This is a genomic window from Sinorhizobium meliloti, assembly GCF_017876815.1.
Taxonomy (GTDB): domain Bacteria; phylum Pseudomonadota; class Alphaproteobacteria; order Rhizobiales; family Rhizobiaceae; genus Sinorhizobium; species Sinorhizobium meliloti.
Genome location: NZ_JAGIOS010000003.1, coordinates 174,861 through 186,901, shown reverse-complemented (window position 1 = coordinate 186,901; position 12,041 = coordinate 174,861). Strand labels below are relative to the sequence as shown.

The following is a 12,041-nucleotide window of genomic DNA, read 5'->3' as shown; positions in this document are numbered from 1 at the left end:
AAATAATGTTCAGCGTCGAGCCTGACTGCCACAATTTCAGACTCCCGGCCTTCAGCGAGAACGACACCGTTAGTGCCCGAGCTAAGGGTTGAGCCGTGAGCGATCGAACTGAACAAGTCGCCACGAGCGATATCCCTCGCCCAACCCAGAACTTAAGGACACGCGTAGTATCGTATTTTCCCGGCCTTGCCGTGGCAGTGTTGATCGCAATCTCGGCTCAATTTCTTTCCGAGCACTATGGGGCTCCGGCGACCTTGATGGCGCTTCTGTTGGGCATGTCTCTCAACTTTTTGTCGGAAAGCGGTGCCAGGACCGTTCCAGGCATCCATTTTGCCAGCCGCGCTGTGCTTCGTTTCGGCGTGGCACTGTTGGGTGCACGGGTGTCGTTGGAGGTATTGAGCGACCTGGGCGTTAGCCTGCTCTGCCTGGTTACTACCGCGCTTGCTTGCACAATCTTGTTCGCCATTATTGTCGGTAAGTTCGCCGGCATGGATTGGCGACTGTCACTGCTAACGGGAGGAGCCGTCGCCATCTGCGGAGCTTCAGCGGCTGTAGCTTTAAATGCCGTTCTTCCTCCGCGACAGAACAGCGACCGGGATCTCGCCTTGACGATTGTGGCAATAACACTCCTGTCGACATCAGCGATGGTGCTCTATCCGGTGCTCGCGTCCCATCTGCAATTCGACGCTAAAGAGTCCGGCGTGTTCATCGGTGGAACGATCCACGATGTTGCTCAGGTCGTAGGTGCCGGCTTCGCAATGTCGGAGGAGACTGGTCAGATTGCGACACTCGTCAAGATTGTTCGCGTAAGCCTGCTTGCGCCAACGATAATTGCCGTATTGATCATGGTCACAGTGTTGGGAGCAGGCGCCGGTCAGAAGCCACAAAAATTGGGCCAGGTGATACCCGGTTTCGTCCTGGGATTTGCATTCCTCGCGGCCCTCAAATCGATGGGATTTCTGCCGGCGGCAGCAGGCGACGTCGCCAACGATCTTTCGCGTTGGTTACTTCTAATTGCGCTGGGAGCCGCCGGCTTGAAAACGTCCGTAAAGGAGTTCGCTAGCATCAGACCGTCACATGTCACGCTCGCATTGCTGGCAACCGCATTTCTTGCGGCCTTCATCGTGGTCGGCCTTCTCTGGTACAGAGGATAGCCGATTTGAGCCGCGGCTTTCACCCTGCGCAACGCCCATTGGAGAGGCCCTGTACGGACTACCCAAGTATAAAGAACAATTCGGGAAACGTCTCCGCGGCCACGCTTCTCGGTAGCCAAGCCTTAAAGGTAGGCCTTCAGGGCACCGTTCGGCAGGACATACTGATTTCAAACACTCCTACGAGCTAGTGATACACGCAACAGACTCTCTTAGTTTGGCGCAAACAGAAGCTTATCCACGAATCATGAGCAAAATCTGCGCCAAACCGACAAAGTGATCGCCATAGCTCTTTGAAATGCTGTGATCTCATTTGGCTCACTCAACCGCTTGAACTGAGCCAAGCAAGGCTAAGCTGGAGCCCATCGTTCCGTCGACGATCATACAATCGGACAAGTCGAGATAGCGAGATGAGTGACGAAGTGGCTCGGAATCTCGACGACGCAGGTGTTCGCCTTTCTGGTCATACATCATGCGATTTTCACGTCTCTTTCCCAGTACCAAGCGACATACATCTTCCTGCGATCATGTTGCCGAGCTTTGAGGAAGGTCCTGATAGCTCGTATGTCTGTTCTTTCGCACGCAACCCAAACAAACGTCTCGTCATCGACGGCCGATATCGCTGCTTTCGCCTCGGACACGAGAATATCGGCAGCATCTCCCGGGTAGCTCCCCCTGTGCAACCAACGCACGTCGAGCACGCCATCAGTCAGAAGTGGTTGCTCTTCCGCCTTGTCCTCAACCTCGATGATGGCACGTATATGCGTTTCAGCCGGAGCTTCGGCCGCGATACGTGCTATGGCTGGTAGAGCGCTCTCGTCGCCGATTAGTAAAATGGATCGCTCCGCTGGCAGACCGCCTGCGCCTGGCCCTAGCAGGGCGGCCACGTCTCCGGGCTGCGCATCGCGCGCAAAGTCTGCACCCGGAGTCGGTACGCCAGGAGCGGGATGCTGCAAGAAATCGATGCACAACTCGCTCCGATCCAAATCGACGGCGCGGATGGTATAGACACGAACCAGAAGCTCGTTCTCGCCTTCCGGCCAGGCGATGCGGCCGTCTTCCCGGTAGCCGGGCCAGACCGGCGGCTTGCCCTTCGGCGGCACCAGCAGTCGGACATGCATGTCGCTACCCACAAAGGGCGTTACGTCGACGCAGGAAAAGATCACGCGACGCATGTGCGGAGTGACGTCGTGCGCCGAGACGACTGTCACCTCATGAAGGCTCGGGAGCACCGACAAGGACGTCGGTTCCGACCAGGTCAATTCGAAAGGCTGGCCTTCGGCAAAATAGAAAAGATGTTCCGCCAGGATCGTGCGGCTCATGTGCAGCTTTTCACGCGTCGGGCAGTCGAGCTCGATCAACAAGCGCCCGTTTTCGATGCTGATGCGCGCGACACCTAGCTCGCTCTGCAGCACCGCCAGGTCGTCTCTCCGTTCGACCTTGGCATGTTCGACAAAATGCTCGCAGATCTCGTCGAGCATGTCAGCGGCACTACCGGGGACCGCTACGCCGGACAGCTTGAATGAATGAACTGCGTTCATGCGCTCCTCTCCTTTTGTGGTGCATCGCCCATGTCGTCGATGACGGCCATCCGGTGTCGCCCGATCGGTAGCATGATTGGCCGACCCGACGTGGGATCGCTGATGACGCGACTATCAAGGCCGAAAACATGCCGCACGGTCTCTTCGGTGAGCACCTCTTCCGGAGTGCCCGAAATGTGCACGCGCCCACCGGCAATCGCCACGAGATGGTCGGCGTAGCGGGCAGCAAGGTTGAGATCGTGCAGCACCATGACGACCGTAGTTCGACGCGCGCTGTTGAGATCGGTCAGGAGATCGAGCACCTCGATCTGATGGTTGATGTCGAGAAAGCTCGTCGGCTCGTCGAGCAGCAGGATGTCGGTTTGCTGGGCGAGTGCCATGGCGATCCAGACCCGCTGCCGCTGGCCGCCGGAGAGCTCGTCGATCGGCCGATCGGCAAGGTCGAATGTCTTTGTCGCCCTAAGCGCACTGTCGACCGCCTCGTCGTCCCGTCGCGTCCAGCCGGAAAACAGGCTTTGATGCGGATGCCGTCCCCTGCTGACGAGGTCGACCACTGTGATGCCTTCCGGCGCGATCGGCGATTGCGGCAACAGACCCAGCGTCCGGGCGAGATCTCGCGAGGGTGTCCGGTGGATGGATTTGCCGTCGAGGAGAACTTGCCCCTTGCTGGGCGCGATTAACCGCGAGAGCGTGCGGAGAAACGTGGACTTGCCACAGGCATTGGCGCCGACGATCACCGTGATTTTGCGCGGGGGAATGGTGAGGTCGAGCGCATGCAGGATTTCGGTTTTGTCATAACCGGCCGTCAATCCGCTGGCGACGAGCAGATGGTCGGTCATCACGACCCTCCGATCCGATTGATACGAACGATGAGGTATAACAGGTAGGGTGCGCCAAGCGCCCCGGTTACGACGCCTACAGGGTAGCGGCTCGGCAGAAGGTGCTGCCCGACGTAATCGGCGGCAAGCACGAGAACGGCGCCCGTCAGTGCAGACGGGATCAGCACCGAGCCATCGTTTCGTACGATCCGGCCGGCGATAGGTCCCGACAGGAAAGCGACGAAGGCGATCGGTCCCGATGCCGCGGTCGCCGATGCGATCAGTCCGACCGCCGCTACAATCACCAGCATCCTTGTATTCGAGACTCTCGTTCCAAGAGCGGCCGCCGTATCGTCGCCCAGCCGTAGTGTCTCGAGATCGCGACCGCGAACGAGCAGTAGCCCCCCGAAGAAGATGAGGGCAAGCAGAAGCGGCAGCGCCTGGCCAAGCTGAGCGCCGTTGACGCTGCCAGTAAGCCAACGCATCGCTTCCTGCAAATTCCAGGCGGGCGCCGATTGAAGGATATAGGCGATAACACTCTGCAGCATCGCGGAAACGCCGATACCGACAAGGATCAACCTGGTACCGGCGACCCCGTTGCGGAAGGAAAGGGCATAGACGAGCAGCGCCACGCCAAGCCCCGCTACAACAGCGATAACCGAAACCATCGGACCGGTCATGGACAGGACTACAATGGCGAAAACGGCAGCCGCCCCAGCGCCGGAGGTAATCCCGATGATATCGGGACTGGCGAGCGGATTGCGTAACATGACCTGAAACGCCACGCCGCCCAGTCCAAAGCATAAGCCTGCCAGGATCGACAGCACGGCGCGTGGCAATCTCAGTTGCCCCACCGTGAAGGATGCGCCCGGAACCGGTTCACCGAGGAGTACACGCAGAACATCGCTCGGCGGCGTGATGGATTGCCCAATCGACAAGGTGACGCCGAAGGTCACTGCGACAAGGGTCAGCAACGTTGCGATAATGGCATGGTGCCTGCGCGCTCTTTTGCGTCGGTGTGCGATCACGACAGCAAGAGTGGACGAGGGAGCTGTCACAGGTCCCTCACACGCTGGCGCCGGACGATCCAGATGAAGAATGGCGCACCGATCATCGCGGTGACGATGCCTACGTCGATCTCTGCGGGGCGCGCGACGATTCGCCCGAGAACGTCCGCCGCGAGCAGGAGACACGCGCCTGCGAGCGTCGAAAAAGGCAGCAGCCACCGATGGTCCACGCCAACCAAGAGGCGGCAGAGATGTGGTACGACCAGCCCGAGAAAGCCGATCGGCCCGCATATGGCGGTCGTCGCACCGCAGAGAAGGATGGCGCCGAGGGAAGCAACGGCGCGCGCGGTTGCGACGCTTTCGCCGAGCCCGGTCGCCAGCTCGTCACCGAGTGCAAGAGAGTTGAGTTTTCTGGCCGACAACAGGCTGATCACGAATCCTACAAGCAGAAACGGCAATACGGGAAGGATCCGCTCGTAAGTCGCGCCGCCAACACCACCGATCTGCCAGGAATGAATACCGCCTGCAATATCGCCACGCGGCAGCACGACGGCGATAACCATGGACGCAAATGCGACCGACGTTGCCGCCCCTGCGAGCGCCATTTTCAGAGGGGTCGCGCCGCCTCTGCCCAGCGAACCTATGGCGTAGACGAAGATCGCGGCGCATCCGGCACCCAGGATCGCCACCCAGATGTACGCATATAACGACGACATCCCGAACCAGGCGACGCCGACGACGACCGCGAGAGATGCCCCCATGTTGACGCCGAGAATGCCGGGATCCGCAAGCGGATTGCGTGTCACGCCTTGCATGATCGCTCCGGCCAAGCCGAGAGCGCCCCCGGCAAGCAGGGCCAACACGGTCCGCGGAATGCGCAAAGCAACCGACGCGCGATCGATGTTATTCTGTGCACCGCCCATTGCCGCGGCGACATCGTCCCACCCGACATTGCGCGTGCCGACCGTAACGGAGGCGGCAAGCAAGACGATCACGAGCGCGAAAAGCGCTGCAAGCCAAAGACTTCGCATTCTGTTGGAACGGGACACGGGCGACCAACGCCCGTCCGATGTCTTGATAATCCCGGCGGTCATTGCGACTTCTTGGCTGCCTCGCTGAGCAGCTTCACGTAGTCCTTCAGGACCCATCTGATGGACAGTGGCGTGGGATTTGCGGCATTACCGACCGCGTTGTTGCCTAGCATGACAATTGATTCTCGAGCGACGGCGGGCATATGCATCATCAGCGCGTTGGCTTTCAAAGCGTCGAAAAGCATCCCGTCTCCGTAAGTAACGAGAATATCGACATCGTCGAAAGCATCGATCTGCTCGGCGCTGACGGAACCTGAGAACCTTCCGGCTTGTGACGCCTGCACCACGCTTTTCGGCGACATAAGCCCGAGATCGCCGAAAAACCTGACGCGCGTATCGTTCGTCGTGTAGAAATTGACGACGCTGAGGTCCCATGAGCTGAGATGGGTAATGAACATCGCCGATTTGCCCTTGAGTTCGGGATGTCCATCAAGCGCAAGGTCGATCTCAGCCTCGATGCTGGCTATAAGCCCTTCCCCTTCCGCGGCCATCCCGAGGCCGGCGCTGTTCAACCGGATCGTCTCGCGCCAGTCGGTCGACCAGGGAGCCTGCGGATAGGCGATGACAGGTGCAATATCACTCAACGTGTCATAGTCGGCCTGGCTGAGGCCCGAATAGGCCGCAAGGATGACGTCCGGTCGCGTGGCGGCGACCGCCTCGAAATCGATACCATCGCCCTCGTCGAAAAGCATCGGCTTTTCAGCCTTGAGTTCACCGAGCCGTGCGTCGACCCATGGCAGAATGCCGTCATCGTCGTCGTCGCCGAAGTTCGCGCGCGCCATTCCAACCGGAACGATGCCAAGAGCCAGCGGCACTTCATGGTTCGCCCAGGCGACAGTTGCAACACGCTCCGGCTTCTTTGCGATGATGGTGTTGCCGAAGGCATGCTTGATGGTGATGGGATACGAAGTACTCTCGGCAGCGAACACAGTGCCGTGCCGGTCTGCCCAATGAAGGGCTATGACTGCCAGTACGGCGAAACGAAACAGCCTCATCGCCACACTCCATTCAACGTTTAAGTTGACCCCCATTCTCAGCTTAATTAAACGGCGTCAACGGCAAAGCAGCCGATATCCAGAAAGTGCGTGGAGATTTCCGGCGAATCGTACAAAACCGGGGAAACATACAATACTAGACAAAACGGCTCCAGTTAATAGCGGTTCGTGGGACAACGACTTCAAGCCGGGGTCGGTTGAGCGAAGCTTTCATGCTTAGCGGACGGCCAGACGCGATGCAGTTCGGCGACCTCAAAGGGGTTTGAGGCCCGCTTTCAGCACTTACGTCAATTGGAACATGAACATGGACATCGATCAGACCGGCCCCTGGCCAACGAGATTGCCGCTTCGTTCACGAAATGCATTTCTGTTGGGCTGCACAGCATTTTTTGCTTTAACGCCTGCTCTCTCGTTTGCACAGGACGCAGTCCCTGAAGGCGACACAACGGTGCTGGAGACGATTGTGGCGCACGGCGCTGGCGGCGGAAGCTTTCTCAATACGGATGAAGATTCAAAGTCGATCATCGCCACAGAAACGACCGGCGCCGGCAAGATGCCGACCGATATCCTGATAGCCCCTGCCTCGGTTTCCGTCATCACCTCCAAAGAAATCGAGGAACGCGCCGCCGACACAATCGAGCAAGTCGTACAATACACGGCAGGGGTGGTGACCGACTTTTATGGTTCGGACGACCGTTATGACTACTTCGATATTCGCGGCTTTACTCCGTATACGTATCGCGACGGCTTGGCGATCGGCAGGACCTTTGCAGGGGTCAGGGAAGAGCCCTATGCTTTCGAGCGCATTGAGGTGTTGAAGGGCGCCAGCTCCTCAAGCTTTGGAGCGGCGGAACCCGGTGGATCGGTAAACTATGTCACGAAAACACCGAAGAGCGATCGTTTCGGTGAAGTCTATGGCACTGGCGGCTCGTTTTCACATAAGGAACTGGGATTTGATTTCGGTGACAACCTCACAGCGGACGAAACCCTATCGTACCGTTTGACCGGCAAGTTTCAGCGCTCGGATGCGGAATATAATTATTCTCAGGATGACGAGAACTTCGTCATGGGCGGCGTGACGTGGCGCCCCACTGACGCGACGAGTCTGACATTTATCTTCGACCACCTCGACAAGGACGGAGTTCCCGGTAGCGGTGGCCACCCGCTCGGGACTGATTTCGACAGGGATCAGTTTTTTGGGGAACCGGACTATTACTTCAGCGAGACGAACCGCAATAGCTACAGCGTCCTTTTCGACCACGATTTCGGCAACGGCTTGAGTTTCAGTTCCAACGCCCGCTACAGCAACCTGAACGACGGGTTCGGCAGTGCCTATATCGGGAGCACACCAACCGATGGCTCGACCGTGGCGGGTCGCTATTTCTTCGGAAACGAGAAATCGACCGAACAATTCGTCATCGATGCGCACCTGGTTTACGAAGCAAGTCTCGACAATGTGGAAAGTCGAACACTTTTCGGTGCCGACTACAACAAATACGAGTCGGACAGTGCCAACTTTTACGCGCCTGCGCCTTCAATCGATTGGGAAGACCCGATCTATTCAGGCGGGCCGGGCGCGATGGCGCCTTATGCCAGCACGAACAACGACCAGCAGACCAATGCCATTTATCTGCAGCAGGACTTGACCTTCTTCGATAAGCTCACCGTGAGCTTTGGCTTGCGCAATGATTGGCTTGATCTTAGCGAGACAAATCTCCTTGCAGGCACCAGGCGGGCTGGCAACCACAGGGAATTTACGACGCGGATCGGCGCGAGCTACAAGGTTACCGAGGAACTGGCGCCCTACATCAGCTACGCCGAGTCGGCCGCGCCACCTGCCGCAGGTAGCGATCCTACGACGGGTAAGCAGTATGAAGTCGGGATCAAATATCGTCCGGATGCCTTTCCGGCCATGTTCACTGCGTCCGTCTACGACCTGACGAAGGGCAACATTACCGTTTTTGATCAGGTCACCTATCTGCCGCAAACCGTCGAAAAGGTCAGACATCGTGGTTTCGAACTCGAAGCCAAGGCGGAAGTAACCAACAATATCAGCGTGATTGCCGCCTACAGCTACATCGATTCCAAGATCGAAGAACCTGGCGGCGCAAATGATGGCAACCGCCTGATGCGTGTTCCCAAGAATATGGCCTCGGTGTGGGGCACTTACACGTTGGAGGGCGACGGCGCGCGGGGCGACATGTTGTTCGGGCTCGGGGCTCGCTACACGGACGCCTATTACACCAGCATCACTAACACCACATCGTCGGAGAGTGCAGTCGTCTTCGACGCAGCCTTCACCTACAAGATTCAGGAAAACACGACGTTCCAGCTGAACGTCAACAATTTGTTCGACGAGAAACACGTCGCGAGCAAGGACTCCGGGGCGGTCTACTACAATCCCGGGCGCAGCATTCTCGCGACCCTGCGCCAGAGTTGGTAAGGCAAGTCAGCCCGCCCACGACTCGCCGCGGTGGGATCTCTACGATTGCCGGAATTGCCGCATCCGCCGCCAAGCCGCGGGAGTTTCGCCAACGATCCGGCGGAAGACCTTCGTCAGGTGTGCCTGATCGGCAAAGCCGAGCTGCGCGGCGATGCTGGCAACTGGGAGGTCGCTTTCGCCGAGCAGCTTTTTCGTAAGCTCGACTCGCTTCGCGAGTTGCCATTGCAGGGGTGTGATGCCCATTGTTTGCTTGAAAACGCTTGCAAACCAGCTTTCGGACAGGCCAACGACGGCAGCCATATCGGCGACAGACATACGATAATCACCAAGCGCGTCAATATGCGAGACGAGTTTGTTTATCTGTGCCTGTGTCAACCTGCCGCCGGCCCTTTCCTCCCTCTCGGTAGGAATATCCAGAAGCCCCGCGATGATGCTGCCTATAAGGCTCTCTGCATAGACTGCATGCTTGGTAGGGCTCTTTATTTCGTCGGCCAACAACTTCGCCAACGCATCGATTGCCGCCACGTTTTGGAGCTCCACTGGACAGCGTAATGCCGTTTGCGCTGCGGAGTTCCCGACCGATGGAGCCAGAAACCGCAACACCCGATCCTTATGAAGGTGCAGGTTAAGGTGGCTGAAGCTATGCGTCTTCCGACTGCCCGTCCACAACGGGACACCAGCAGGAACATACACGGCACGCGCCATGGGGCGCGAATTCCTCGCTAGATCATTGTCCTGGTTCGAAATGCGAACGCTCGACGAGACGTCGTTGAAGAAAAACATGATGCGCGGATCGTCGGCGAGATAATAGCCACTGGCACCGGCTTGACTTTCCGCCTCCCACAGGACGCTGACCATCCCATCGTATTGGCGCCATTGGACTGGCGCTGTGACCCGAATGCCTTCGGTTTTCCAAGACATGGAATGCCAGAAGCCCATTTGTAGATCAGTTCTTCCTCTTCAAGGTGCCAGATGTCGGTGCTCGCAGGGAAATTGCACTGTCGTTCGGCGCCATCCACATCTCAAGGCCAAGTAAGTTGACTCGTATTCTCATTTTATTTGCAAACTGGCAAGCTGGGCTTCTATGGACCTCAAAAGTGGAATCAAAAAGTTACCTGAAAGGCAGTTCGGATCTCGGTACCCGCTTGAAGATCTGAACCGGATAAAGCAGACCTGCGACGCTTTCCACCGTCTTGACGTTGAGCTTATCGCTGGAATGGACGCTCGATCTGCCCAACCGCAGTTTCGGAGGAAGGTCAGGGGGGTGTCGACGCAGCCCGATCAGAAACATTCCTGGCTGCATCTCCTTTGGTTCAAATTGGGACAAGCTCGGGGTGATTTCTCTGCTCACTGCCGAGAAGTCCTTATGGGGACTTCACGCTTTGAAATGAACCGTCACTTAAAATGACTTCCCATAACGCGTCAGGGCGGTCATGTGATTATAGATGTCTGAGCCACCGCTCGACTACAACGGACCAAAGAGCTGACTGTATGGAAAACCCGGTCGCATTGAACCGCATCGCCGAAAACAGCGTCTTTCGTAAAGGTGATGTTTTCGTCCTCTTCGGTGAACTATTCGGTCGCGGATATGCGACCGGCTTGCTCGACGAAGCCCGGCGCGCTGGAATGGAGATCGTGGGCATCACGGTCGGGCGGCGCGACGAGAACAACGCACTTCGGCCTTTGAACGCCGAGGAACTCTCTGCCGCCGAGGAACGACTGGGCGGCAGGATTATCAACATACCTCTTATGGCCGGGTTCGATCTCGACGCTCCGACAGGAGGCCCCACTCCGACGGATCTCCTCGCAACAATGACGCTGGAGAGCTGGGAACTTGAGAGACTCGACTGGGACTACATTGAGCAGTGCCGGGACATCGCCACCTCACGGTTCACCAATGCGCTTTCACAGGTCATGGCCGTTCTCGACGGCATGATTGCCGAGGGCCGCAATGTCTTCTTCGCCCATACAATGGCCGGCGGCATCCCGAAAGCGAAGGTATTCCTGGCGGTCGCCAATCGAATCTACAAGGGACGTGGTCCCCGCCACATGTCTTCGCAAGCGCTGCTCGACAGCGAGATGGGCAAACTCATCCTGCAGAATTTCGACGAAGTCACCGCAATCACCTTTCGACATCTTATCGACTTCAGCGCGGCGATCCGTGAGCGCGTAGAGGCATCTGGTGCTCAGGTCCGGTACACCGCCTACGGTTACCATGGAACGGCAATCCTGATTGACGGGAGCTACCGTTGGCAGACCTACACCAACTACACCCAGGGTTACGCCAAGATGCGCCTCGAATGCATCGCGCAAGAAGCCTGGGCCGCGGGTGTCAAGGCAACCGTCTATAACTGTCCCGAAATCCGGACTAATTCCTCCGACGTATTCACGGGTATCGAACTTCCGCTGATACCGCTGCTACTCGCCTTGCGGAAAGAGAACGGTGGCCAATGGGCAGAAGACCAATGGCAGGCATGTCAGGAGCTTTTGGCAGACGGCTTCACAATGAAGGATGTGTTCCAAAAAATCGCCGATATGCAGGCCAACGAAGTCATGCGCCCGTTTTACGACTTTTCGGCGTGGCCGATGGCGAACAGCCAAGCGCAGGCCGATCTGACCATCGGCACGTCCAGCGAGATCACGCAGATGCATCGGGACAGCAAGGCAATGATCAGCGACCTCCTGAGTGCTCTCGTGGTGGAGGCGACCGGGCAGCTGATTTTTGGCGCGTCCTCAGATCCCTCCGGCCCCATCCAGTGGCTCAACCACGATATCGTGGCGCGCCGACTTAACGCTTCCCACCTGCAAAGGAAGGCTCCCGCACCGTTGCTCGCGCAAGCGGCGAAAGACTCTCAGCTTGAGTTGGCCTGACAGCGTCCCAATCTAACTCGCTCCACTAGACCACGCGCAAAATCCAGCGGCAAAGACGGCGGTTCTAACGACTGCGTTTATGGCGAATGGCGACCAGGCGCAGGCACCTGCATCACGATCGGCG

The 12,041-nt window shown here is 57.9% G+C and carries 9 protein-coding genes; 3 read left to right on the top strand and 6 right to left on the bottom strand.

Annotated features, from left to right (window positions below; genetic code table 11):
* Window positions 1-95: 95 nt before the first annotated feature.
* A complete protein-coding gene (locus JOH52_RS27420; protein WP_014531408.1) occupies window positions 96-1,154 on the top strand; it encodes a YeiH family protein in 1,059 nt (352 codons plus the stop codon).
* A 467-nt stretch (window positions 1,155-1,621) separates the two neighbouring features.
* Here the strand turns inward: JOH52_RS27420 and JOH52_RS27415 are convergent, their stop codons facing one another.
* The 5 genes from JOH52_RS27415 to JOH52_RS27395 are packed head-to-tail and all read right to left on the bottom strand — an operon-like array spanning window position 1,622 to window position 6,603.
* Window positions 1,622-2,692, bottom strand: coding sequence for a DUF2218 domain-containing protein (locus tag JOH52_RS27415; protein WP_017265786.1), 1,071 nt, complete (start codon window positions 2,690-2,692; stop codon window positions 1,622-1,624).
* Window positions 2,689-3,531 (bottom strand): ABC transporter ATP-binding protein, encoded by an 843-nt coding sequence (locus JOH52_RS27410; protein WP_014531407.1) that lies wholly within the window; start codon window positions 3,529-3,531, stop codon window positions 2,689-2,691. The genes JOH52_RS27415 and JOH52_RS27410 overlap by 4 nt, the downstream gene beginning before the upstream one ends.
* The gene (locus tag JOH52_RS27405) at window positions 3,531-4,568 is read right to left on the bottom strand and encodes a FecCD family ABC transporter permease (protein ID WP_010967922.1); all 1,038 of its coding nucleotides are present in this window, start codon (window positions 4,566-4,568) and stop codon (window positions 3,531-3,533) included. The genes JOH52_RS27410 and JOH52_RS27405 overlap by 1 nt, the downstream gene beginning before the upstream one ends.
* Window positions 4,565-5,611 (bottom strand): FecCD family ABC transporter permease, encoded by a 1,047-nt coding sequence (locus JOH52_RS27400; protein ID WP_014531406.1) that lies wholly within the window; start codon window positions 5,609-5,611, stop codon window positions 4,565-4,567. The genes JOH52_RS27405 and JOH52_RS27400 overlap by 4 nt, the downstream gene beginning before the upstream one ends.
* Window positions 5,608-6,603, bottom strand: coding sequence for an iron-siderophore ABC transporter substrate-binding protein (locus JOH52_RS27395; protein ID WP_013845622.1), 996 nt, complete (start codon window positions 6,601-6,603; stop codon window positions 5,608-5,610). The genes JOH52_RS27400 and JOH52_RS27395 overlap by 4 nt, the downstream gene beginning before the upstream one ends.
* Before the next feature lie 304 nt (window positions 6,604-6,907).
* Between JOH52_RS27395 and JOH52_RS27390 the strand changes: the two genes are divergently transcribed.
* Window positions 6,908-9,046 carry a TonB-dependent siderophore receptor gene (locus JOH52_RS27390; RefSeq protein WP_017265787.1) on the top strand — a complete coding sequence of 713 codons (2,139 nt, stop codon included), beginning with the start codon at window positions 6,908-6,910 and terminating at the stop codon, window positions 9,044-9,046.
* A 39-nt stretch (window positions 9,047-9,085) separates the two neighbouring features.
* On the opposite strand, the gene JOH52_RS27385 is transcribed toward JOH52_RS27390, so the two are convergent.
* A complete protein-coding gene (locus JOH52_RS27385; RefSeq protein ID WP_014531404.1) occupies window positions 9,086-9,985 on the bottom strand; it encodes a helix-turn-helix domain-containing protein in 900 nt (299 codons plus the stop codon).
* Window positions 9,986-10,537: 552 nt separating this feature from the next.
* On the opposite strand from JOH52_RS27385, the gene JOH52_RS27380 reads away from it, so the two are divergent.
* Window positions 10,538-11,917, top strand: coding sequence for an enoyl ACP reductase FabMG family protein (locus JOH52_RS27380; RefSeq protein ID WP_017265788.1), 1,380 nt, complete (start codon window positions 10,538-10,540; stop codon window positions 11,915-11,917).
* Window positions 11,918-12,041 lie beyond the last annotated feature (124 nt).

Coding starts and splice junctions, on each gene's coding strand:
- JOH52_RS27415 (WP_017265786.1), bottom strand. CDS start 2,692: ATGAACGCAGTTCATTCATTCAAGCTGTCCGGCGTAGCGGTCCCCGGT.
- JOH52_RS27410 (WP_014531407.1), bottom strand. CDS start 3,531: ATGACCGACCATCTGCTCGTCGCCAGCGGATTGACGGCCGGTTATGAC.
- JOH52_RS27400 (WP_014531406.1), bottom strand. CDS start 5,611: ATGACCGCCGGGATTATCAAGACATCGGACGGGCGTTGGTCGCCCGTG.
- JOH52_RS27395 (WP_013845622.1), bottom strand. CDS start 6,603: ATGAGGCTGTTTCGTTTCGCCGTACTGGCAGTCATAGCCCTTCATTGG.
- JOH52_RS27390 (WP_017265787.1), top strand. CDS start 6,908: ATGGACATCGATCAGACCGGCCCCTGGCCAACGAGATTGCCGCTTCGT.
- JOH52_RS27385 (WP_014531404.1), bottom strand. CDS start 9,985: ATGGGCTTCTGGCATTCCATGTCTTGGAAAACCGAAGGCATTCGGGTC.
- JOH52_RS27380 (WP_017265788.1), top strand. CDS start 10,538: ATGGAAAACCCGGTCGCATTGAACCGCATCGCCGAAAACAGCGTCTTT.